Raw genomic sequence first — 23,850 nt, forward strand, 5'->3', positions numbered from 1 at the left:
AAACACCCTCTGGCCCGCGCTGCCGCCGACCACCACCCGACAAGAGAGCGCCATGACTTTTTCTGAAATGATGAATATCGGGCTGATGCAGGGCTTTGCAGGCCTCAGCCTGTTTGCGGTACTGCTGCTGATGGGCCTGGGCCTGGCGATTATTTTTGGCCAGATGGGTGTCATCAACATGGCGCATGGCGAGTTCATGACCATCGGTGCCTACACCGTGTTCATGGCCTCCACCTTGGTGGAAGCCCATGCCCCGGCCTGGATGCCCTACTACTTTCCCTTGTCGATCGTGGCGGCCTTTGTGTTTGCGTTTGTGCTGGGCTGGCTGGCCGAGTGGGCGTTGATACGGCATCTGTACAAGCGCCCGCTCGATACCCTGCTGGCCACCTGGGGCCTGAGCCTGGGGCTGCAGCAGGTGTTCCGCACGGTGATCGGCCCCAAAGAGGTGAGCCCCACCTTGCCTGACTGGCTGATGGGTTCCTGGTCGCCCAGTGAGGGGCTGGACATTCCGATCAACGGCATGTTTGTGCTGGCGCTGGCGCTGCTGGTCACAGCCGGCGTGCTGATCGCGCTCTACCGCAGCCGCTGGGGCCTGCGGGTGCGCGCCACGGTCAGCAACCGCGTGATGGCCAACGCCATCGGCATCAATACCAAGAAGACCGACCGCCTCACCTTTGCCATTGGCTGCGGGGTGGCGGGCATTGCCGGGGCGGCCTTCACCACCATCGGCTCGACCGGGCCCACCTCCGGCTCGCTCTACATCGTGGATTCGTTCCTGGTCGTCACCTTTGGCGGCGCCGCCAGCCTGCTGGGCACTGTGGCATCGGCCTTTGGCATTGCCCAGGTGCAGTCGATCACGGAGTTCTTCCTGAGTGGCTCCATGGCCAAGGTGCTGACCTTGTCCTTCATCGTCGTGGTCTTGATGCTGCGGCCCCAAGGTCTGTTTGCCAGCAAGGTGCGCCGCTAAAGCCGGTGCAAAGGATGACAACCATGAAAGATATGCGTGTGTGGCTGGAGCGAACCGGCCTGGGCCATGTGGCCATCCTGGCCGTCGTGCTGCTGGCGCTGCTGCCGCTGGGGCTGGACATCTTCCGCCTGAACCTGGTGGGCAAGTACCTGTGCTACGCCTTTGTGGCCGTGGGCCTGGTGATGCTCTGGGGCTGGGGCGGTGTGCTGAGCCTGGGGCAGGGCGTGTTCTTTGGCTTGGGCGGCTACGCGATGGCCATGTTCCTCAAGCTCGAAGCCTCGGACAAGGTCAGCACCGCGATCCAGTCCACGCCGGGCATCCCCGACTTCATGGACTGGAACCAGCTCACCGCGCTGCCGCTGTGGTGGACGCCGTTCGAGTACCTGCCGTTTGCGTTGTTTGCGGTGGTGGCAGTGCCCGCACTGCTGGCCTTCATCATCGGCTTTGCGATGTTCCGCCGCCGCGTGGGCGATGTCTACTTTGCCATCATCACCCAGGCGGTGGCGCTGATCCTGACGGTGCTGATCATCGGCCAGCAGGGCTACACCGGCGGCGTCAACGGCATGACCGATCTGCGCACCATGCTGGGCTGGGACATCCGCACCGACAGCGCCAAGTACATCCTCTACTACGTCTGCTGCGGCCTGCTGCTGCTGTCGGTGGTGGCCTGCCTCTGGATCCAGAAAAGCAAGCTGGGCACCTTGCTGCTGGCGATGCGCGACAAGGAAGACCGCGTGCGCTTCTCGGGCTACGACGTGTCGATGTTCAAGGTCTTTGTGTTCTGCCTGGCCGCTGCGATATCGGGCATTGGTGGCGCGATGTTTGCGCTGCAGGTGGGCTTTATGTCGCCATCGATCGTGGGCATTGTGCCTTCCATCGAGATGGTGATTTTTGCCGCCGTCGGTGGCCGCATGAGCCTGGTGGGGGCCGTCTACGGCGCGCTGCTGGTCAACTTTGGCAAGACCTATTTCTCCGAGACCTTCCCCGATCTCTGGATGTTCTGCATGGCAGGCCTGTTCATCGTCGTGACCATGTTCTTCCCCAATGGTCTGGCGGGCCTGTATGCCAGCAAGGTCAAGCCGCTGCTGGCCCGGCGCGCAGCCAAACCCGCCAGTACACCGAGCCACGGCGCAGGCCCTGCCAGCACCAAGCCCGCAACCACCAGCAGCAAGGCGCAGGAGCCCGTCGCCGGCAAGCCTGCGGCCGAAGGCGTCTGAACCAGGAGCACGCAATGAGCAATACCGATTTCGCACTGGCGGTGGAGGGCTTGACGGTCTCCTTTGACGGCTTCAAGGCCATCGAGGACCTGACCCTCTATGTCGACAAGAACGAGCTGCGCGTGATCATCGGCCCCAACGGCGCGGGCAAGACCACCTTGCTCGACCTGATCTGCGGCAAGACCAAGGCCAGCAGCGGCAGCATCAAGTTCCAGAACCAGGAGCTGACGGGCATGGACGAGTACCTGCGTGTGCGCAAGGGCATAGGCCGCAAGTTCCAGACGCCCTCGATCTACGAGAACCTCTCGGTCTTCAAGAACCTGGAGGTGTCCTACCCTGAGGGACGCTCGGTGTTTGGCGCGCTGCGCTTTCAGTGCACGCCCGCTGTGCAGCAGCGCGTGCAGGCGGTGGCCCAGGAGATTGGCCTGGACCATGTGCTGGAGATGGAATCGGGCCTGCTGTCGCACGGGCAAAAGCAGTGGCTGGAGATTGGCATGCTGCTGATGCAGGAGCCCGAGCTGCTGATGCTGGACGAACCGATTGCCGGCATGAGCGCGCGCGAGCGCGAGTTGACGGCCGATCTGCTCAAGCGCATCTGCGTGGGCCGCTCGGTGATCGTGATCGAGCACGACATGGAGTTTGTGGCCCGCATTGCGCACAAGGTCACCGTCATGCACCAGGGCAAGATTCTGGCCGAGGGCTCGATGGAGGCCGTGCAGTCCGACCCCAAAGTCATCGATGTCTACCTGGGCCACTGAGGAGCCGCATATGCTGAAAGTCAACGATATCCACGTGGCCTACGGACAGAGCGAGGCGCTGCACGGCATCTCCTTCGAAGGCCGGCCCAACGAAACCCTGGCCATCATGGGCCGCAACGGCATGGGCAAGACCACCTTGTTCAAGGCGCTGATGGGTGTGCTGCCGCTCAAGAGCGGGGCGGTGCAGGTGGCGGGGCAGGATGTGTCGCGCGACGAGAGCTATCTGCGCGTGGCCAAGGGCATTGCCTATGTGCCCCAGGGCCGCATGATTTTCCCGACCCTGAGCGTCGAGGAGAACATCGAGACCGGTCTGGAAAATTCCCGCGACCGCAAGATCCCCGACGAGATCTATGCACTCTTCCCGGTGCTGTGGGATATGCGCCGGCGCAAGGGCGGCAACCTCTCGGGCGGGCAGCAGCAGCAGCTGGCCATTGCGCGTGCGCTGGTCACCAACCCCAAGGTGCTGCTGCTCGACGAGCCCACCGAGGGCATCCAGCCGTCCATCATCAAGGACATCGCCAAGGCGCTCAATGAGATCCGCAAGATGCGCGAGATCACCATCGTGGTCTCCGAGCAGGTGCTGCATTTTGCGATGGATGTGGCCGACCGTCTGTTCGTGATCGAGGGCGGCCGCATCGTGCACGAGACCGACCGCGCCAACACCAACGAGGCCCACATCAAGTCGTACCTGTCGGTTTGACACCGCTTGCGCGGGCCGCCCGCGCGTTTCTTGTTCCATTGACTGCATCACAGGAGTTGCACATGCCCGAAACCCTGATCAAGGTTGATCTGTCCCAACCGGCCCCTTCCAACGAGAAGGTGCACAACCGCTGGCACCCCGATATTCCGATGGCCTGCTGGGTCAACCCCGGCGATGACTTTGTGCTGGAGACCTACGACTGGACGGGGGGCTTCATTAAGAACAACGACAGCGCCGACGATGTGCGCGATGTGGACCTGACCACGGTGCACTACCTCTCGGGCCCGGTCGGTGTCAAAGGCGCCGAGCCCGGTGACCTCTTGGTCGTGGACCTGCTCGACATCGGTGCCAAGGACGAGAGCCAGTGGGGCTTCAACGGCTTTTTCTCGCAGAAGAACGGCGGCGGGTTCCTGACCGACCACTTCCCGTCGGCGCAGAAGTCGATCTGGGATTTCCAGGGCATGTTCACCACCTCGCGCCATATCCCTGGCGTGCGCTATGCCGGTTTGATCCACCCGGGCCTGATCGGCACCTTGCCCGACCCCAAGATGCTCGAGACCTGGAATGCGCGCGAGCAGGCGCTGATCGACACCAACCCGGACGGCAACCTGGCCAACCCGCCCTTCATGGCGACGGCGCACATGGGCCAGCTCAAGGGCGAGGCGCGCGACAAGGCCGCTGCCACCGGTGCGCGCACCGTGCCCCCGCGCGAGCATGGCGGCAACTGCGATATCAAGGACCTCTCGCGCGGCTCCAAGATCTTCTTCCCGGTCTATGTCGATGGCGCCGGCCTGTCGGTGGGCGATCTGCACTTCAGCCAGGGCGATGGCGAAATCACCTTCTGCGGCGCCATCGAGATGGCCGGCTGGGTGCACATGAAGGTCTCCATCATCAAGGGCGGCATGGCCAAGTACGGCATCAAGAACCCCATCTTCAAGCCCAGCCCCATCGTGCCGACCTACAACGACTATGTGATCTTTGAAGGCATCAGCGTCGACGAATCGGGCAAGCAGTACTACCTGGATGTGAACGTGGCCTACAAGCAGGCCTGTCTCAACGCCATCGAGTACCTGAAGAAGTTTGGTTACTCGGGCGCGCAGGCCTATTCCATCCTCGGCACCGCCCCCGTGCAGGGCCATATCAGCGGCGTGGTGGACGTGCCCAATGCCTGCGCCACCCTGTGGCTGCCCACGCAGATCTTTGAGTTCGACATCAACCCCAATGCCGCCGGCCCGGTCAAGTACCTGGATGGCAGCATCGATATGCCGATCTCGTACGACAAGTAAGACGCTGGCTTGCGCGGGCCGCTGTGCCGGCCCGCTTTTATCTTTGAGTGCAGGAGACTTTGATGCCAACTTATGACTACGTCTGCCAGCGCTGCGGCCAATTCGACGCGCTGCGCCGCCTGTCCGACCGCAACCTGGCCTGCGTCTGCCCGCAATGTGGCGCGGCCTCCGAGCGCGTCATCACCCAGGCCCCGCGCCTGGCCTGCACCTCCCCCCAGCAGCGCCGCGCCGCCGAGGTCAACGAACGCGCCCGTCATGCGCCGCGCATGTCGCGTGATAATGACCCTGCTGCGGGCAACTATGGGCGGCTGCGGCATCCCAGTGGGTGTGGTTGCTGCAGTGGGGGCACTAAAACTGGCGCGGCTGCTGCAGCGGCGCAGCCGGCGCTCAAAAGCCAGGTGGGGAATCGGCCTTGGATGATCAGCCACTGAGGGGCTGGGATCAGAGATGCGTCAGCGCACAGCCAGGCCAGTTTTGGAGACGCCATAGACATTTGCGGCGTTTAGGCCTATTATTCACCGCATGTTTAGCGGTGAATATATCTGGAAATCCCCGCACTGGCCTCAGTGGCAGTTCGATAGCGATGCCCTGGCTGCTCCGCTGGCGCAGGTCAGCCAGGCACAAGGCATGCTGCTGGGCCGCTTGGCGGATGTCGGCATGGGCCTGCGGGACCAGGCGAGCCTGGCTGCGCTGACGCAGGATGTGCTCAAGACCTCCGAGATCGAAGGGGAGTTGCTCAATGTGGCATCCGTGCGCTCTTCCATCGCCCGGCGGTTGGGGCTGGATATTGGGGCGCTTGCACCGGTAGACCGCCATGTGGAAGGGGTGGTGGAGATGGTGCTCGACGCGACGGCAAACCACCAGCAAGCCGTCACCGAGCAGCGCATCTATGGCTGGCATGCCGCCTTGTTCCCGACCGGCTATTCGGGCATGAGCAAGATAGCGGTGGGCACGTGGCGCGATGACGCAGCGGGCCCTATGCAGGTAGTATCCGGCCCGATCGGCCGCCAGAAAGTGCATTACGAAGCGCCTCCGGCGCCCCAAGTACCAGCGGAGATGGCCAAGCTGCTGGCCTGGATCAATGACCCGGCGCCTTCCACCCTTCCGGCATTGCTCAAATCCGGTTTGGGCCATCTGTGGTTTGTGACCATCCACCCATTTGATGACGGCAATGGTCGTATGGCGCGGGCCATTGGTGATCTGCTGTTGGCGCGTGCGGATGGCAGTGCGCAACGCTTTTACAGCCTGTCTGCCCAGATACAGCGGGAGCGCAAGGCCTATTACGAGGTGTTGCAGCGCACGCAAAAAGGCGGCATGGATGTGACGCCATGGCTGCTGTGGTTTTTGCAGACCTTGCACCAGGCGGTCCTGCAAGCGAACGAGGGCTTGGAGGTCGTCCTGTACAAGGCGCAGTTTTGGCGCCATTGGGCGATGACGCCGATGAATGAGCGCCATATCAAGGTGCTGAACCGCTTGCTCGATGGCTTTGACGGAAAGCTCACCACCGGAAAATGGGCGGCCATTGCCAAGTGTTCCAGCGACACGGCACTGCGGGATATCAACGAGCTGTTGGCGCTGGGGGTATTGGACAAAGAGGCGGCTGGTGGGCGTAGCACAAGCTATTTGCTGAGCGCGGTGTAGCGCCATCACGCTGCTCCCGGTGCTGTGGGACATGCGCCGACGCAAGGGCGGCAGTCTCTCGGGCGGGCAGCAGCAGCTGGCGATTGCCCGCGCCGCAGCGCCAGCCCGCTTTTATCTGCAGGAGAGACCCATCTATGCCCACCTATGACTATGCCTGCCAGCAATGCGGTGAGTTCGACTAGCTGCGTCGCCTGTCTGACCGCAACCTAGCCTGCGCCTGCCCGCACTGCGGCGCCGCCGCCGAGCGCGTCATCACCCAGGCCCCGCGCCTGGCCTGCACATCGCCGCAGCAGCGTCGCACCGCCGAGGTCAACGAACGCGGCCGCGATGCGCCGCGCATGTCGCGTGACAACGACCCTGCTGCGGGCAACTATGGGCGGCCGCGGCATCCCAGTGGGTGTGGTTGTTGCAGTGGGGGGCGCTAAAGGCAGTAGCGCTGCGGCTGCGGCGCAGCCGGAGCTCAAAAGCCAGGTGGGGAACCGGCATTGGATGATCAGCCATTGAACACTTTTACTGGGCTAATCGCAAACAGGGGGCGATATACGCGGAGCGATACATCAACGAATCAAGTTTTTTGTAACCCATTTTTTCTGGAGGCAGAACTGAGCTACTGAGGTGCCCAATGCCACTTAGCAATGCACTTACAGCTGCAAACCAATTTGTAACTTTATTCTGATAGTTTATCTGAATAACTATATTGAATATTGCGCAATATGGTTGCTGTCACAGGGCGCTGCGGGGCGCATTGCGTGGTGAGCAAGATGACTTATTGTTAATATGAAGTTATCAAGTTGGATAAAAAAATTCTATATTATTTTGATTAATTGATGTGGCACCTAAATTTGCATTGAGTTGCAGTTTTTCTAATTCATTCGTGCGGTGAAATAAATGAAAATTCAAGAAATGTTTGTTTGCGTTTACTTCGATGCGTGTCGCGTGGGAGCGCACTCCCGCTTGCAACTTAAGTCCATAGCTGTCTCGTAGACGGACATCAATCTGACACTTCTCCTAAGTAAATAGTGGTTAACGATTGCTAGAGACTGATAGTTTTTGGCAAAAATCGAACTGCTTCTTTACACCAAACACGAGTGCGCCAACCGTATATCCCACTCCCAAGCGAGTGGGAGTGGTTATGGTCTTGGCTGCCTCAAGAGGAGAAACTATGTCAGGGATATTTGATCGGGGCTCTCAAAGGATAATTAAAAAAACACCTGGGTATCGCCAAAAAAAAGTTGGTCACTCAGTCATTTATGCTGTAGCATTAATGGTTGTTCAGGGCGCCTATGCCCAATCGGACGAATCAAGCCTTCCTAGTATTCCTGATTTTTTCGAAGAAAAAGCTGCATCATTAGGTGGGTCTGTATCGCACTCTCCCAATGAGATGATAAGTACTTTTACCGGGAAATTAAGTTATACAGTTACCGACTTGGTAATTCCTGGAAATGGTGGAATGGATCTTGCCATCCAACGTAGCTATAATAGTATCGATGATCCCTTCGCCACTACTTCCACATGGGCTGACTTTGAATACAGCCCTGTTGGGCTGGGATGGACCATGCATATGGGGCGCGTGCTGCGAGGGTCCAATAAAGCTTTGTGTTCTTCTTCATGGACAGTCGCTTCGGCCAATCCCGTATTCGAAAAGTCAGATGGAAGCCGGCAAATATTCTACGAGCAAGCGTTTGATGGCGATTTAACTTGGATGACCAAAGATTTTTGGCGTGCCAAGTGTATTGACGGCGTTTTTATTGTCCAGTCTCCTGATGATCATAGCTTTCGGATGACTAAAAAAGGGAATTCATTTGGGGCAGTGAGCAGCAAGCAAACGGCTTACTATCCTGAAAGAATCACCGATAGAAATGGCAACTGGTTCAACATCAGTTATCAATTTCTGGACAATGGCGTCATGGCAATGACCAAGGTCGCAACAAGTGACGGGCGTGGCTTGGATTTTAATTATGTCGATTCCAAGCTTTCAAAGGTGGTTGATGCGGGCAACTCGCGTGAGTGGGAATACACCGTCACTCCAGGCGCAGGGTCTCGCAATTACTTAACAGCCGTAAAAAGACCAGATGGTCATTCCTGGAATTACAGCTATGAAGCCACTCCTGGTGTGGGATCACTCAGCAAGGTGGGTTATCCGAGTGGTGGGACTATTGACTATCGCTACGGTCATGTTGACTTCTTGGCTGGGACACCGCGTAGTCGCCAAAGCACTGTAGTGGTAGGGAAAACTGCCAATGCTGGCCCAGAAGAGAGTCAGTCCGGAAATTGGAATTACGTTTATGGAGTCGCTACTAACGAGCTGCCCGTGAGTCGTGTTGGCAACTCAATAACACATTCGTACAGCATGCCTCCGGATGACAGAAGTCAGGTTAATATTACCCAGATTACAGATCCAGCTGGAAAAGTTGTAGAACATTATCATGCAGGCTACCACTCTGTACGTCAGGCTCCCACATCTGTTGGTATCTACCTTGGGCGTACCAGTGACCATGAAAACGTATTACTGGCCTATCAGGACTTTATAATTTCTAGTCAAATAGATGTTGTAGCCCAAAACTATACAAGCAACAGCTTCAATCCGGTTGCGCGCGTTCCCCGGATTGAGAACTACAATCGTATTGGTGAGCGCTTTACGCTAACGAATTCTGATTTCGATGGTTATGGAAATGCGCGTAAGGTGGTAGAGATGGCGACAAATGTCGCAGACCGGACTTATATCCGAGAAACCGCACTGAAACACCATGTTGATACGGATAAGTGGATAATAAATCGCGTTGCAAGTGCTGTTGTGGTCAGTGAGGGGGAGCAGCATGAAACCAAACGCCAGTTTGATGCGAATGGGAATGTGGTGTTGGAGAGTATCGCTGGGGTCGTGAGCTCAGCAACATACCATCCAACAGGCGATATCGCGACTAAGGTTAATGCGCTAGGGCAGGTAGAAAGCTTTTCTGATTATCACCGGGGTATTCCCAGAAAAGAAACATATGCTGATGGCTCCACTGTCGGTAGATCTGTCAATGATGCTGGTAATGTAATTGCTGAAACAGATGCCCGTGGAAATATCACAAGGTTCACACACGATTTGCTGAATCGTGTCACTTCGGTTGCAAAGCCAAGTGGGGCAGTAATATCCGTGGCTTGGACTCCAAATACCCGTGTTGTGGAAAGAGGTGATATGACTGAGGCCACCTCCTTCGATGGGTTCGGTCGTACCCTCCGTCGGGAGGCAAGTGCTCCAGGACAGGTACCTGTCTGGGTTAACTACAGTCACAACGTGATGGGTGAGCTCATCCATCAATCCTATCCCAACAGTACGATGGGGACGGGCTATGTCTACGATGGGTTAAGCAGGGTTGTCGCTACTCTCAATGGTAATCCGGTAGGCACGACAAATGCCCAACATATCAACTACACCAGCTATGGCAATCTATATGTGGTGAACCAAGATTCCACGGGGCGTGCATCGATCGACTATTACAGGGCTTACTCTGATCCTGATAAGCGTGAACGAGTTAGGCTCGCGTCAGGTGAAACGGTAAATGGAAGTTTGTTCGCGCTTGCCGATGTGCGCCAGACCAGGAATATTCTTGGGCAGCTAACGACGGTGAGCATGGATGGGAAAACCCGCGGCTATGGTTATGACATTCGATATTTCCTGACTTCAAAAACTGATCCTGAAATAGGCACAACAACTTTTGAGAGGGATGCTATTGGGAACCTGATAAGCCAGAGGATCGGAGCAGGCCCAGCAACCATATACGCTTACGACAGTCGCAATCGGCTGACAGATATCAGCTATCCCAGCTCGGAAGATGCGGCGGTGCCAAATGCCCCTGCAGTGAAGAATACCTATGATGCCAACGGCAATCTGGTTGTCTCACTAAGCGGCGATATTTCGCGCAGCTTCAGCTATGACGAAAACAACAAGATCACCAAAGAAAGCCTGAGCGTCGGTGCAAGCACCCAAACATTGGGTTATGCCTACGACAGCAATGAAGCGCTGGCGTCTATCACCTACCCATCAGGCAATCAGGTCAGCTACGAGCCTGATGCATTTGGGCGAGCACGTGCAGTACTGCCTTATATACATAGTGTGGACTACCACCCGAATGGAATGCCCAGCCAAATCAGCTATGCCAATGGCGTGGTCTCCACTATGGGCATCAATAGCCGGCAGTGGCCCTCAGATTTGACATATGGCCAAGGCTCCAGCCGATTTGTGAATAGCACCTATGTCTATGATCCCGTAGGGAACATGGTCAACATCAACGAACTGGCCGATGGCGTGTACGCAAGGGCATTCGCATACGACAAGCTGGACCGCCTTATCACGGAGGCAACGACCACAGTTAACCGTCAGTACGGGTACGACAGGACCGGCAATCTAACGTATTTGCGTACACCTACGGGTCTCAACACCTACACCTACGACACTGCAACAGGACTGCTCACAGGGGTAGCAGGTGGTTTCTCTCGAAGCTTTGAATACGACCAGGCGGGTAATGTGAGTGCCAACGGATACAACACCTTTGGTCACGATCGTGCCAACAACCTGCGCTGCACCGATTGTGGGACCGCAGTGCAAAAGCTGCATGACTACGACGGCTCCAACATGCGGGCTCAGACTGTAGCTGCGCAGGGCACCACCCAGTATTTGCATGACTCGCAAGGCCTGCTCATGCAGACCATGGATTCGAGTCTGCGCAAAGAGCTTATCTATCTGGGGCGGCGCCAAGTGGCGGAACGCAGCATCGAGTTGAACTAAACCACCAAGGATCTACGCCATGAATAACTCGCATACATCGCGGCCTATGTGCTCTCCCACCTACACACGCTTTGGAAACCTGGTCTTGTTGCTGTCCTTGAGCCTGTTTGCTGGTGCTGTCCACGCCCAGGCCGTGGTAGTTCCTGCTGGCAGCGGCATAACGATCGAGCTACCAGACAACAAGCCCTCTGCTCCTTTGCAAACCAGCGATCTGAAGGCGACTCCTGAATCGATTCCCTTGCCGGTATGGGCAACACCGCGTGGCATGGAGACAGCCAAAACCGCAGTCAACGCAGGGCAGCTGAAATATGAGGCCTGCAAGCTCCAGGGCATCCCAAAACTGGTCGGTAGCACGGTAAGTACCCCTGAGACCTGCACCACCAGAGCCGTCACCCAAGAAGAGGCGCGGCAGCTGACAGACGACAACCAAGTGCTTTGCACGCAAGACAACTGAATGGAGGAGAACCATGGAACAGCACTTGAAGCAATCGTCCCCGTTCGGTTTATTCCTCCGGTTGATCTCCACCTTCTGGCAGACAAGGACCACACGGCGCAAACCTAGTGTGTGGTTGAGAGCGATGTTAACCGTCGCCATTAGCAGCATGCTTTTAGCCACAGGGGGATTGGCCACCGCCAAGGAGACCGTCACCTACATCCATAGTGACATCAGCGGCAGCCCGCTTGCCGCAACCGATGCTGCCGGCAATGTGCTCTGGAAGGAATCATATTTCGCCTACGGCCAAAAGACGGAGTGGCAGCCGGAGAGCGAAGCGCAGACCCAGTGGTTTCACGGCAAGGAGCAAGATGCCGACACCACCATGCAGTATTTTGGAGCGCGCTACTACGATCCTGGGATTGGGCGGTTTCTTGGCATAGACCCGGTTGATTACCAAGATGGGAATCTGCACAGCTTCAACCGTTATGCGTATGGGAACAATAATCCCACTAAATATCTAGATCCAGATGGGCGCATTGCCTTTCTAATCCCCTTTGCGCTGACTGCAACGGCGCATGCTGCTAGAACAGTAGCTTTGAGGTTTGCCGTCACTGCAACTGTGAATGCCTCAAGGGTTGGCATCGTAGCTGGTGAGATTGCGGCAGGGGATGCGTTAGGTGGTGCGGCTTTGGCGGGGGGCGCCGTTTTGGCAGGCGCTACAGCAGTAAAAAGCGTGGTGCAGGAAACCGCAAAAGTCGGGACTTTGATTGCGACTCATGGTAAAACTATGGGCGGTAAAGAATTTGATAGGTTGACAAAGAGGATAAGAGCGGAGGGAATCCTCGAACCTTTGACAGTTACTTCTCACGAAGGTAGATTTTATATCCTTGATGGACATCATCGTGCTTTAGCTGCCCCCCGAGCTGGTATTATTGATGTTCCGATTACTCGTGTAGAACTGCCGCATGGGGCATATAAAACTCCAGCAGATTTGGATTTTACACCCGGAGGTTACTGATGACTACGGTTGGTTCGATTAAAGCAGAAATAATTTCAAGTCGAAATATTTTGATGGCAGGACGTACTAATGAGCATATTTTGCCTTGTCTGGAAAATGTGATTGCGGCAGTTGATTTGATAAATGTTTCAAGTACTAAGCACATCTTGGTGCACTGTGTAAAGGAAGCGATAGATCAAATTAAAGGCTCGGAATACATAAGTGCTGGGAGGATTTTAAATTTGATCCACAATCTGCCTCTGACTGAGGAAGGCGAGAAGCGTTGGGATGTAGACTATTTTTTTTCAATTGAATTGGCCGCATTTTTGGATGACTTTGATAATGTGAAAAATGCAGGACACATTGCGCTTTATGTCTGTGGTCAAATTGCAAGCCGGTACATGGTCTTGGATAGCTAAAGCATATCCAAGACCATGACAATAATATTCAAGCAGCTCGAGTCTGTTCTCGCGCTGCCTGATAAGAAGCGTTTTGATCACTTTGTCAAAGTTGTTGCCGATAGGCAAGAAGTCTGGGGTCTTTATCAAGGTGGATGGGCTCTTGCCGCTACAAATGATGGTGTTACGGTATTTCCACTTTGGCCAGCCAAAGACTATGCGCAGTTATGTGCAGTCTGTGAATGGGAGGGTTATGAGCCACGTCTTATTACGCTTGCAGAGTTGATGGATGATTTATTCCCTAAACTAAAAAAAGATGGGGTATTGCCTGGGGTTTTTTTTCAAGCCTGAGGGTAAAGGGATGACTCCAAGTGTAGATGATTTTAATATGGCGCTTGTTAGTGAATTGCAGAAGTATTGAATTCAGTCTTCATGTTTAAAATCATGGCACTTGTCATTTGTTTGATGGAAGTATGCACGAATCAGATTTTTTTGAGGACATAGCGGTATCAATGGACTCTTGGGTCAAGGCAGCGGGAGATGCCTTGACGAAACCTGAAACTGACTTGGTATGGGTGGAGGAGCAAGAGCCCTACCAAAATCTGCAACGAGCTCTTGCCGCAGCAGGAGTCGATGGGGACGATGTCAAAAAGGTATTTGCAGAGTGTCTGAGAGGTTTTGCTGTCTCCATTTTGACTTCCATCGATGGAGGAACTGCCTTGGCTGAGAAGGGCCGCGTGCATCTAGTGGATGAGGACGGCAATAACTTAGGTGAAAGTCTGCACGATGGCTTTGTGGGCTATCTGCTTGAATCCGGTCGTTTGAGATAGCGGGCAAAACGGTATTGGCACATACGGCTCTGGGCATCGATTTTGTTAGTTTCATAAATAGAGTTTGGCCGTCTGTGTGGTCTCTCCGACGGCGAGGAGGAAAAATGACATTGGCTGATGCAAAACATGTGCTCGGGTTGTTGGCGCAAGGATTGGACCCCAAAACTGGGCATCTGCTGCCTGAGGACAACCCCGTTCATAGCCCCGATGTCATTCGGGCGCTGAATATGGCGGTCATGGCGCTGGACAAGACCGTTGAAAAGCCGTTGCGGCCCAAGATGGAGGGCGCAAGCAAGGCTGGGCAGTCCTGGTCGCCGGAAGAGGATGAGCAACTGCTTTCAGCTTTTGATGCGGGATCGGATGTGTCAGCGCTGGCAAAGGCACATGAGCGAACTCGTGGTGGTATCACATCACGTCTGCTTCGGCATGGCAGGTTGCAAGCAGATCGTAGGGAAGACGCATAGGCGCAAGCAGCGTTTGGAGCGCACTGCACGACTGAGAACTGCTTAAACACCGACTCTGTTTCTGTGGCCGCCAGAAGCGCAGACATCCAGATAGCGGCTTTGAGCTTGGTCAAGCGGGCGACCGTCGTTGCGCAATTGCGAGAGCGGCTTGGTGTTGATGCGGAGCATCCCCCACCTTGGGATAGCCGTTCCGCGCCTGAGGGGGTGTCCTCGAGCCGATGGCTGAGAGCTCATTTCTCAGTATGTTGGCCCCGCGCGCTGCATCATGTTCCTGCCGAATGCGGCAGCAATTTGGCAGTGGCACTGGACTTCTAGGTGTGCGATGATGAAACGCGCTATTTGCCCTGCTGCAACGAACACGACATTTTGATCGGTTGGGGCATTGTCGCGCCATGGGTTGCGAGTCTGGCGCATGCCTAGCGTAGCGTGATGTCTAGGCGCGAATCAGCACAGCAGCGGCCTCCCAGGCAGTCCATGCGGCGATTAAAAGTGCTATTCACCGCATATATTGCGGTTAATAAATCAAACAAAGCATCGAATGGGGCGAGAGGCAGTCACCTCAATGGCTTCTGCTCCCCCACCCAATGCCTGACAGCCCACTCAGTCATAACTCCGCGCATCCTCAATCACCTTGCCATCATTGGGCAACTCGCCCGGGCGCAGCAGCGCGATATCGGCGCGCAGCTTGGTGACTTCGCGCACGGCGTCGGCAATCTGTTCGGCCAGGCCCGCGCCCAGCTCGGTGGTTTCCACCTGCAGGCTCATCTGGTCCTGGGCCATGGCGCCGCTGACGACCAGACGGGCCTTTTGCACCTGGGGGAAGCGCTTGACGACCTCGGCGATCTGGCCGGGGTGTACAAACATGCCGCGCACCTTGGTGGTTTGGTCGGCGCGGCCCATCCAGCCCTTGATGCGGGTGTTGGTGCGGCCGCTGGGGCATTGGCCGGGGAGGATGGCCGAGAGGTCGCCGGTGCCAAAGCGGATCAGCGGGTAGTCGGTGTTGAGCGTGGTGACGACCAGCTCGCCGACCTCGCCTTCGGCCACCGGGTCGCCGGTGCCGGGGCGCACGATCTCGACAATCACGTTCTCGTCCAGTACCAGGCCTTCACGGGCCTCGGTCTCGTAGGCGATCAGGCCCAGGTCGGCGGTGGCATAGCACTGGTAGGCGGCCACACCACGGGCGCTGAACCAGTCGCGCAGCGAGGGTGGGCAGGCTTCGCCGGAGACCAGGGCCTTGGTCAGCGAGGCAATGCGCTGGCCCTGGGCCTCGGCTTTTTCCAGGATGATCTTCAAAAAGCTGGGCGTGCCGATGTAGCCATGGGGGTGCAGATCGGCCATGGCCTGCACCTGCTGCTCGGTCTGGCCGGTGCCGGCGGGGAAGACGGTGGCGCCCAAGGCCTGGGCGCCCGATTCCATCATCGAGCCGGCGGGCACAAAGTGGTAGCTGAAGCTGTTGTGCACCAGCTCGCCGGCACGAAAGCCGGCCGCATAGATGGCGCGGGCCATGCGCCAGTAGTCACTGCGCTGGCCTTCGGGTTCATAGATGGGGCCGGGGCTGGCAAACATGCGCGGCATGGCGCTGCCAAACGGCGCGGTGTTGAAGCCGCCAAAGATGGCGCGGCCCGGGTGCTGGGCGCGCTCGGCCTTCTGGCGCTCGAGCAGCTCATGCTTGCGGGTGACGGGCAGCTGCGCCAGCGCGGCGCGGCTGTTGATGCTGGCGGCATCGACGCCTTGCAGGATGCTGGCAAAGGCGGGGGAGTGTTGCTGGGCGTGCCGAATCTGGGCGGGCAGGCGGGCCATCAGATCGGCTTCGCGGGCAGCGGGGGCGCGGGACTCCAGATCGTCGTAGTGCGGGCTCATGCGGTTTCTCCGGGACGGGTAATCGGTATTTTTTTGGGGCGAATCTGCCGCAGACGCCGGCATCTGGGCATCGGCCGGCGCGGTAATCGGATCGTTGCAGGGGCTTAGGCCAGCCAGCGTTTTCTGCGCTTGTAGCTCTTGACGTCCTTGAAGCTCTTGCGCTCGCCGCCTCCCATGCCCAGGTAGAACTCCTTGACGTCCTCGTTGTTGGCGAGGTCCTTGGCGGCGCCGTCCATCATGATGCGGCCGCTCTCCATGATGTAGCCGTAGTCGGCGTACTTCAGCGCCATGTTGGTGTTCTGCTCGGCCAGCACGAAGGTGACCTTTTCCTTCTGGTTCAGGTCCTGCACGATGTTGAAGACTTCTTCAACGATCTGCGGCGCCAGGCCCATCGAGGGCTCATCGAGCAGCACCAGACGCGGGTTGCTCATCAGCGCGCGGCCAATGGCGCACATCTGCTGCTCGCCGCCCGAGGTGTAGGCCGCCTGGCTGGTTCGGCGCGTCTTGAGGCGGGGGAAATAGTTGTAGACCTTGTCCAGGTTGGCGGCAATCTCGCCCTTGCTGGTGCGGGTGTAGCTGCCGGTCAGCAGGTTCTCTTCGATGGTCAGGTGGGCAAAGCAGTGGCGCCCCTCCATCACCTGCACGACGCCGCGCTTGACCAGGTCCGACGGGGTCAGCGCCTCGATGCGTTCGCCTTCGAGCTCGATGCTGCCCTTGGTGACCTCGCCGCGCTCGCCCTTGAGCAGGTTGGAGATGGCGCGCAAGGTGGTGGTCTTGCCGGCGCCATTGCCGCCCAGGATGGCCACGATCGATTCGCGCGGCACCGACAGCGAGACGCCTTTGAGCACCAGGATCACATGGTTGTAGATCACCTCGATGCCGTTGACGACCAAAAGCGGCGCTGCTGCGGATGGGGTGGAAGCTGTTTGCGGGGAATCGGTCATGCCGTCACCTGATCTCTCAACAAAATGGATGGCGGGCGGCCCCGGGGGAGCGGGCGCCTTCCGCAAGGGAAGCGCGCCAGGGGCCAGCCACGAGAGGCCCCGGGCCACCAGGCCCAGGGACCACGCAGCCTTAGCTGCAGGAACGCGGCGTCACGTTCTTTTCCTTGGCGTACTTGTCGGCGTATTCCTTGACCAGCGGGTCGATCAAGGTCTTGTCCGATTGGTACCAGTCCGAGGTGACGTTGAACTTGCTGCCGTCCCAGGTGGCGATACGGGCCCAGTCGGCGCCCAGGTGGTTGTCACAGCTGGTCTTGAAGGGGCGGATGATCTTGCCAAAGCCCAGCTCGTTCAGGCGCTCCTGGGTCATGTTCATGTTCTCCAGGCCCCAGCGCACCTGCTCGGAGGTCATGACCTTGCCCTTGCCGTACTTCTCTTGCGCAGTGCGGATGGCTTCGACCTGCAGCATCGCGATCACCATGCCGCGCGTGTGTGCCAGCTGGCCCAGCTCCTTGGGATCGGACGCGGTGCCCTGGCCCTTGTCGTACAGCGAGGCCTTCACGTCGTCATGCACCTTGTCGCGCTCGGCGGTGTTGTGGATGGTGACGGTGTTGTAGCCCTTGGCGCCGGCACCGATGTCCTTGACATCATGGTCGGAGCCGCCCCACCAGATGGCGTACATCTTCTCGCGTGGGTAGCCGGTGGCCTGGGCTTCGCGCACGGCAGTCGGCGTCATCACGCCGGCCGACCACAGCAGCACATAGTCGGGGCGGTTCTGGCGGATCTGCAGCCAGGTGGATTTCTGCTCCACGCCGGGGGCAGTGACGGGCAGCAGCATCAGGTCAAAGCCTTCCTTGGCCGCACGCTTTTGCAGCAGCGGGATGGGTTCCTTGCCATAAGGCGAGTCGTGGTAGACCAGCGCGATCTTCTTGCCCTTGAGGCTGCCCTTTTCCTTCTTCAGGATGTCCTGCACGATGGAATCGGCAGCGGTCCAGTAGTTGCCCAGCAGCGGGAAGTTCCACTCGAACACCTTGCCATCGGCCGATTGCGACAGGCCATAGCCGGGGGTGATGACGGGCATCTTGTCGCCCGCGGCCTTGTCGGTCACGGCAAAGGTGATGCCGGTCGATTGCGTGTCAAAGCCGGAAGCGCCGCCGTCGCGGCCCTTGAGGCGCTCATAGCATTCCACGCCCTTGGCGGTGTCGTAGGCGGTTTCGCACTCTTCGAACTTGATCTTCACGCCGTTGATGCCGCCCTTGGCATTGACGAGCTTGAGGTAGTCCTGCTTGCCGTCACCCCATGGGATGCCCAGCGGCGCGAACTGGCCGGTGCGGTAGACCAGCAGCGGAACGAATTGCTCCTGGGCTTGCGCGGCCGGGGCAGCCATCATGGCCCCCATACCCAGGGCTGCCGTAGCAGCGGCGATCACAGCTTTCTTGAAAGACATGGTTCTATCTCCTTAGGGTTGTTGGGGCGGGTGACCCCCACTTGCGAACACTCTGCGTTGCTCTCGGTAAAAAACACTCAATGCGGGAACGGCCACAGACGCAGCTTCTGGCGGGCCGTGGCCCACAGCTTGGCCAATCCATGGGGTTCGACAATCAGGAAAAACACGATCAGCGCGCCAAACACCATATGTTCCAGGTAGGTGGCGGTCGCCGTCGAGATCGGCAGCCCCAGCCAATGCGGCACCTGGGTCAGAAAGATCGGCAGCAGCACAAAGAAGGCCGCGCCAAAGATGCTGCCCACGATGGAGCCCAGGCCGCCGATGATGATCATGAACAGCAGCTGGAAGGACCGGTCCAGGCTGAAGGCCGCAGGCTCCCATGCGCCCAGGTGCACAAAGCCCCAGAGCGCGCCGGCAATGCCGACGATGAAGCTGCTGACCGCGAAGGCCGAGAGCTTGGCATACATGGGGCGGATGCCGATCACGCTGGCGGCCACATCCATGTCGCGCATGGCCATCCACTCGCGGCCCACGGCGCTGCGCACCAGGTTCTTGGCCATCAGGCCCAGCACGCAGAGGATGACCAGGCAGAACAGGTACTTCTGCACCGGCGTCTCGATCGGCATGCCGAACACTGACAGCTTGCCGGCGCTGACCGAGCCGGACGAGGAGTAGTTGCTGACCCAGGCGGCGCGGCTGGTGAGCCAGTCCATGAAGAACTGGGCCGCCAGGGTGGCCACCGCGAGGTACAGACCGCGAATGCGCAGGCTGGGCAGGCCAAACAGCACGCCAACCAGCATGGACACCAGGCCGCCACCGATCAGCGACAGGATCAGCGGCATGCCTTCAAAGCGCACATGAAAGTTGTAGGCCGCATAGGCGCCAGCTGCCATGAAGGCGCCAGTACCCAGTGAGATCTGCCCGCAGTAGCCCACCAGGATGTTGAGCCCGATGGCGCCCAGCGACATGATCAGAAAGGGGATCAGCACTGCCTTGAAGGTGTAGTCGCTGAAGCCAAAGGGCACCAGCACAAAGGCCACCAGCAGGAAGGCCAGCATGGCCCACTTGTCCTGCAGCACCGGGAAGATCTGCTGGTCGGCCGCGTAGCTGGTCTTGAACTGGCCATTTTCACGATAAAACATAGGTCAGTTCTCCAATTACACGCGGTCGATAATTTTGTACACATGGGCGCAGCCTGCGGCTGCCTGCTGCAGCAGCTTGCTGCAGCCACCGCATTCGCACAGCGAATGCGGTGCCGATTTCGCAAAATTCTTGTAGATGTATTTCATACACGATCAATAATTTTGTCCCCGAAGAGACCTTGAGGGCGAAACAGCAGGAAGCACAGCGCCAGGCCGTAGGCAAACCAGGTCTCGATACCGCCGCCCACATAGGGGCCCAGGTAGACCTCGGAGAGCTTCTCGCCCACGCCGATGATCAGGCCGCCGACGATGGCGCCAGGCACCGAGGTGAGGCCGCCCAGAATCACGACTGGCAAGGCTTTGAGCGCCACCAGCGACAGCGAATACTGCACGCCCAGCTTGGAGCCCCAGATGATGCCCACCACCAGCGCCACGCAGCCGGCCACCGACCAGACGATGACCCAGATGCGCGAGAGTGGAATGCCGATGGACTGGGCCGCCTGGTGGTCGTCGGCCACGGCGCGCAGCGCCCGGCCGGTCTTGGTCTTTTGGAAGAAGACGCTCAGCACCAGCACCAGCACGGCGGCAATGCCGGCGGCATACAGGTCTTCCTGGCTGATCAGCACGCCGCCCTGGAACATGTTTTCCAGGACGAACATGGGGTCCTTGGGCATGCCCACATTGATGCTGTAGACGGCCGAGCCAAAGATCATCGGGCCCAGGCCGTCGAGGAAGTAGGCAATGCCCAGCGTGGCCATCAGCAGCGCGATGGGCTCCTGGTTGACGAGGTAGCGCAGCGCAAAGCGCTCGATCGCCCAGGCCACGCCGACCATGATGACCATCGCCACAACAAGCGCCAGCGCGATGCTGAGCACGCCGGGCTCCATGCCCAGCCATTTTGGAATCCATTCGGAAAAGCGTGCCATCGCCAGCGCGGCAAACAGCACCATTGCCCCCATGGCGAAGTTGAAGACGCCTGAGGCCTTGAAGATCAGCACAAAGCCCAGCGCGATGAGCGCGTAGAGCATGCCCACCATCAGGCCACCAAACAAAGTTTCAAGAAAAAATGCCATTGCGGTCCCCTGGGGTGTGTTCTCAGTGGCCTGCGCCCAGATAGGCGCGGATCACATCTTCGTTATTGCGGACTTCTTCGGGTGTGCCGTCGCCGATCTTCTTGCCGTAATCCAGCACCACCACCCGGTCGGAGATATCCATCACCACGCCCATGTCGTGCTCGATCAGCACGATGGTGGTGCCGAACTCGTCGTTCACATCGAGGATGAAGCGGCACATGTCCTGCTTTTCCTCGACGTTCATGCCGGCCATCGGCTCGTCGAGCAGCAGCACCTTGGGCTCCATCGCCAGCGCGCGGCCCAGGTCGACCCGCTTTTGCAGGCCGTAGGGCAGCTGGCCCACGGGTGTCTTGCGAAAGGCCTGGATCTCCAGAAAGTCGATGATGTGCTCGACAAACTCGCGCTGCTGGATCTCCTCGCGCTGGGCCGGGCCCAGGCGCAGCGCCTGCAGCAGCAGGTTGCTTTTGATCTGCAGGTTGCGGCCGGTCATGATGTTGTCGATCACGCTCATGCCCTTGAACAGCGCCAGGTTCTGGAAGGTGCGGGCCACGCCCATCTCGGCGACCTGGCGGCTGTTCATGTGCGCAAAGGTCTGGCCGCGAAAGCTGATCGCGCCTTCCGAAGGCGTGTAGACGCCGTTGATGCAGTTGAGCATGGAGCTCTTGCCGGCGCCGTTGGGGCCGATGATGGAGCGGATCTCATGCTCCTTGACGTTGAAGGAGATATCCGTCAGCGCCTTGACGCCGCCAAAGCGCAGGCTGATGTTCTTGATGTCAAGAATGACGTCACCGATTTTTTTGCTCATGGGTGGCTTTCTCTTGGCTGGGCGCTCAGGCAACCGACTTCAGCGGCGCGAAGGTCTTGCTGTCGGCGATCTTCAAGGTGGCGCTGACGCTGCCGCTGCGGCCGTCCTCGAACTTCACCTGGGTCTCGATGAACTGCTCGCTGCGCCCCGCGTAGAGCGCATCGACGAGCACGCCGTACTTGTCGGCGATAAAGCCACGGCGGACCTTGTTGGTACGGGTCAGCTCGCCGTCGTCGGCATCGAGCTCCTTGTGCAGAATCAAAAAGCGCGTCACCTGGCTGCCCGCCAGCATCGCATCAGTGGCCAGGTCGGCATTGACCTTCTCGACACAGTTCTGGATCAGCGTGTAGACCTGCGGCTTCTGCGCCAGGTCGGTGTAGCCGGCGTAGGGCAGGTTCTGGCGTTCGGCCCAGTTGCCCACGGCCTCGAAGTCGATATTGATCATCGCGCAGACCTTCTCGCGCCCATCACCCAGGGCCACAGCCTCCTTGATGAAGGGGAAGAACTTGAGCTTGTTCTCGACATACTTGGGGGCAAACATCGCGCCGTCGTTGCTGCCGCCTTTGAGGCGCCCGACATCCTTGACGCGGTCGATGATCTTGAGCTGGCCGCTCTTGTCCAGAAAGCCGGCATCGCTGGTGTGGTACCAGCCGTCTTCGCTCAGCACCTCGGCCGTTGCCTTGGGGTTCTTGTAGTACTCTTTGAGCAAGCCCGGCGACTTGACCAGGATCTCGCCGTTGTCGGCCATCTTGATCTCGACGCCGCGAATCGGGTTGCCCACGGTATCGGCAAACACCTGGTTGTCCGGCTGGATGCAGACGAACACGGCGGTCTCGGTCGAGCCGTAGAGCTGCTTCAAGTTGATGCCGATGGAGCGGAAAAAGCTGAACAGGTCGGGGCCAATCGCTTCACCGGCCGTATAGGCCACGCGCACGCGGCTAAAGCCCATGTTGTTGCGCAGCGGGCCAAACACCATCAGGTCGCCCAACTTGTAGCTGATCTTGTCGAGCAGGCTCACCGGTTGGCCGTCGCGCAGCGCCGGGCCCACGCGCTTGGCCACCGCCATGAAGTGCTGAAACATCTTGCGCTTGATGAGGCCGGCGTCTTCCATGCGGATCATCACGCTGGTCAGAATGCCTTCGAACACGCGCGGCGGCGCAAAGTAGTAGGTGGGGCCGACTTCCTTGAGGTCGATCTGCACGGTGGCATTGGATTCGGGGCAGTTCACCACATAGCCGCAGGCCAGCCATTGCGAGTAGCTGAAGATGTTCTGGCCGATCCAGGCCGGGGGCAGGTAGGCCAGCACTTCCTCGCCATGGCCGAGCTTTTCAAACTCGGCGCCGGCCGAGGCGCTCTCCAGCAGCGAGCGGTGGGTGTGCACCACGCCCTTGGGGTTGCCGGTGGTGCCCGAGGTGAAGAACATCGCCGCCACATCGCCGTTGTGGGTGGCCTCGACCTGCTGCTGGAACCAGCCGGGGTTGGCCGCCACAAAGGTCTCGCCGCTGGCGATCAGGCTGTCGAGCGAGGCCAGGCCGGGCTCTTCGTAGTTGCGCAGGCCGCGCGGGTCGTCGTAGTAGAGATGGCTGATCTGCGGGCATTGCTCGCGCAGCTCCAGCAGCTTGTCGACCTGCTCCTGGTCTTCGACCAGGCAAAAGCGCACCTCGGCATTGTTGAGCGGGAAAACGCATTCGGCCGCCACCGCATCCTGGTACAGCGGCACAGGAATGGCGCCAATCGACTGGGCCGCCAGCATGCTGGCATACAGGCGCGGGCGGTTGGCGCCCATCAGCACCAGGTGCTCGCCGCGCGCCAGGCCCGCTTGCGACAGACCAGCTGCTATTTTGGCCACCATCACGGCCAGCTCGGACCAGCTATAGCTTTGCCAAATGCCGTATTCCTTTTCACGCAATGCGGCGGCCTCGGGCCGCTGGGCCGCGTGCTGCAGCAATAGCTTGGGAAATGTCGTTGACATGGTTGTCTCCTATGCCGTTTTTTGTAGATCGCAAGTGCCATGCCTTGCGTCCTGTTGAAACCGAATGTAGGTTCAGCTTTGACGTTGTTTTGTCTTTATGACGACAATCTGCGGGAAAACGCTGTAGGTACTTTCCTGCGGCTGG

At 58.6% G+C, this 23,850-nt stretch carries 22 protein-coding genes and 1 pseudogene; 15 read left to right on the forward strand and 8 right to left on the reverse strand.

All coding sequences use genetic code 11. The features are described from left to right. The first annotated feature begins 52 nt into the window (after positions 1-52). The 15 genes and pseudogenes from urtB (at position 53) to F0Q04_RS05065 (ending at position 14,465) form a co-directional block, all read left to right on the forward strand. A complete protein-coding gene (urtB, locus tag F0Q04_RS04995) occupies positions 53-967 on the forward strand; it encodes an urea ABC transporter permease subunit UrtB (protein ID WP_182344788.1) in 915 nt (304 codons plus the stop codon). A gap of 23 nt (positions 968-990) precedes the next feature. Further along, the gene (gene urtC, locus F0Q04_RS05000) at positions 991-2,184 is read left to right on the forward strand and encodes an urea ABC transporter permease subunit UrtC (RefSeq protein WP_027011320.1); all 1,194 of its coding nucleotides are present in this window, start codon (positions 991-993) and stop codon (positions 2,182-2,184) included. Between the two features lie 14 nt (positions 2,185-2,198). Beyond that, positions 2,199-2,942: an urea ABC transporter ATP-binding protein UrtD gene (gene urtD, locus F0Q04_RS05005; RefSeq protein ID WP_021028661.1), complete on the forward strand. Its 744-nt coding sequence runs from the start codon at positions 2,199-2,201 to the stop codon at positions 2,940-2,942. 10 nt (positions 2,943-2,952) lie between these two features. Continuing rightward, complete coding sequence (gene urtE, locus F0Q04_RS05010; protein ID WP_116926172.1) at positions 2,953-3,642, forward strand: urea ABC transporter ATP-binding subunit UrtE; 690 nt, start codon at positions 2,953-2,955, stop codon at positions 3,640-3,642. 62 nt (positions 3,643-3,704) lie between these two features. Next, the gene (gene fmdA, locus F0Q04_RS05015; protein WP_182344789.1) at positions 3,705-4,928 is read left to right on the forward strand and encodes a formamidase; all 1,224 of its coding nucleotides are present in this window, start codon (positions 3,705-3,707) and stop codon (positions 4,926-4,928) included. Positions 4,929-4,990: 62 nt separating this feature from the next. Continuing rightward, positions 4,991-5,359, forward strand: coding sequence for an FmdB family zinc ribbon protein (locus tag F0Q04_RS05020; RefSeq protein ID WP_182344791.1), 369 nt, complete (start codon positions 4,991-4,993; stop codon positions 5,357-5,359). A 91-nt stretch (positions 5,360-5,450) separates the two neighbouring features. Then, positions 5,451-6,569 carry a Fic family protein gene (locus F0Q04_RS05025; protein ID WP_182344793.1) on the forward strand — a complete coding sequence of 373 codons (1,119 nt, stop codon included), beginning with the start codon at positions 5,451-5,453 and terminating at the stop codon, positions 6,567-6,569. A gap of 10 nt (positions 6,570-6,579) precedes the next feature. After that, positions 6,580-6,663, forward strand: a pseudogene (locus F0Q04_RS05030) (ABC transporter ATP-binding protein); the annotation flags it as partial. 1,068 nt (positions 6,664-7,731) lie between these two features. Further along, positions 7,732-11,340, forward strand: a complete 3,609-nt coding sequence (locus tag F0Q04_RS05035) for a DUF6531 domain-containing protein (protein WP_182344795.1) — start codon at positions 7,732-7,734, stop codon at positions 11,338-11,340. Positions 11,341-11,359: 19 nt separating this feature from the next. Further along, the gene (locus F0Q04_RS05040; RefSeq protein ID WP_182344797.1) at positions 11,360-11,794 is read left to right on the forward strand and encodes a hypothetical protein; all 435 of its coding nucleotides are present in this window, start codon (positions 11,360-11,362) and stop codon (positions 11,792-11,794) included. Between the two features lie 13 nt (positions 11,795-11,807). Then, on the forward strand, positions 11,808-12,794 hold the full coding sequence (locus tag F0Q04_RS05045) for an RHS repeat-associated core domain-containing protein (RefSeq protein WP_182344799.1): 987 nt from the start codon (positions 11,808-11,810) through the stop codon (positions 12,792-12,794). Continuing rightward, the gene (locus F0Q04_RS05050) at positions 12,794-13,192 is read left to right on the forward strand and encodes a hypothetical protein (protein WP_182344801.1); all 399 of its coding nucleotides are present in this window, start codon (positions 12,794-12,796) and stop codon (positions 13,190-13,192) included. Before F0Q04_RS05045 ends, F0Q04_RS05050 begins: the two co-directional genes overlap by 1 nt. A 15-nt stretch (positions 13,193-13,207) precedes the next feature. Then, positions 13,208-13,522, forward strand: a complete 315-nt coding sequence (locus tag F0Q04_RS05055) for a DUF2750 domain-containing protein (protein ID WP_232539503.1) — start codon at positions 13,208-13,210, stop codon at positions 13,520-13,522. A 122-nt stretch (positions 13,523-13,644) separates the two neighbouring features. Continuing rightward, positions 13,645-14,001 (forward strand): hypothetical protein, encoded by a 357-nt coding sequence (locus tag F0Q04_RS05060; RefSeq protein ID WP_133248154.1) that lies wholly within the window; start codon positions 13,645-13,647, stop codon positions 13,999-14,001. Positions 14,002-14,105: 104 nt separating this feature from the next. Further along, complete coding sequence (locus F0Q04_RS05065; protein ID WP_182344803.1) at positions 14,106-14,465, forward strand: hypothetical protein; 360 nt, start codon at positions 14,106-14,108, stop codon at positions 14,463-14,465. Positions 14,466-15,065: 600 nt separating this feature from the next. On the opposite strand, the gene F0Q04_RS05070 is transcribed toward F0Q04_RS05065, so the two are convergent. The 8 genes from F0Q04_RS05070 to F0Q04_RS05100 all read right to left on the reverse strand — a co-directional run bounded on the left by F0Q04_RS05070 (position 15,066) and on the right by F0Q04_RS05100 (position 23,705). After that, complete coding sequence (locus F0Q04_RS05070; RefSeq protein ID WP_182344804.1) at positions 15,066-16,325, reverse strand: phenylacetate--CoA ligase family protein; 1,260 nt, start codon at positions 16,323-16,325, stop codon at positions 15,066-15,068. A 104-nt stretch (positions 16,326-16,429) separates the two neighbouring features. Further along, positions 16,430-17,269: an ABC transporter ATP-binding protein gene (locus F0Q04_RS05075; protein ID WP_021028666.1), complete on the reverse strand. Its 840-nt coding sequence runs from the start codon at positions 17,267-17,269 to the stop codon at positions 16,430-16,432. 130 nt (positions 17,270-17,399) lie between these two features. Continuing rightward, positions 17,400-18,713, reverse strand: coding sequence for an ABC transporter substrate-binding protein (locus F0Q04_RS05080; RefSeq protein WP_021028667.1), 1,314 nt, complete (start codon positions 18,711-18,713; stop codon positions 17,400-17,402). Between the two features lie 77 nt (positions 18,714-18,790). Further along, positions 18,791-19,855: a branched-chain amino acid ABC transporter permease gene (locus tag F0Q04_RS05085; RefSeq protein WP_116926183.1), complete on the reverse strand. Its 1,065-nt coding sequence runs from the start codon at positions 19,853-19,855 to the stop codon at positions 18,791-18,793. Between the two features lie 15 nt (positions 19,856-19,870). Then, on the reverse strand, positions 19,871-20,002 hold the full coding sequence (locus tag F0Q04_RS24160) for a hypothetical protein (RefSeq protein ID WP_260718758.1): 132 nt from the start codon (positions 20,000-20,002) through the stop codon (positions 19,871-19,873). After that, positions 19,999-20,928 carry a branched-chain amino acid ABC transporter permease gene (locus F0Q04_RS05090; RefSeq protein WP_021028670.1) on the reverse strand — a complete coding sequence of 310 codons (930 nt, stop codon included), beginning with the start codon at positions 20,926-20,928 and terminating at the stop codon, positions 19,999-20,001. Before F0Q04_RS05090 ends, F0Q04_RS24160 begins: the two co-directional genes overlap by 4 nt. Before the next feature lie 22 nt (positions 20,929-20,950). Continuing rightward, entirely contained in the window at positions 20,951-21,733 is a 783-nt protein-coding gene (locus F0Q04_RS05095; RefSeq protein WP_021028671.1) for an ABC transporter ATP-binding protein, read from the reverse strand. Positions 21,734-21,758: 25 nt separating this feature from the next. Beyond that, positions 21,759-23,705, reverse strand: coding sequence for an AMP-dependent synthetase/ligase (locus F0Q04_RS05100; RefSeq protein ID WP_116926184.1), 1,947 nt, complete (start codon positions 23,703-23,705; stop codon positions 21,759-21,761). Positions 23,706-23,850: the final 145 nt, after the last annotated feature.

The sequence above is a fragment of the Comamonas koreensis genome, from assembly GCF_014076495.1.
Taxonomy (GTDB): domain Bacteria; phylum Pseudomonadota; class Gammaproteobacteria; order Burkholderiales; family Burkholderiaceae_C; genus Comamonas; species Comamonas squillarum.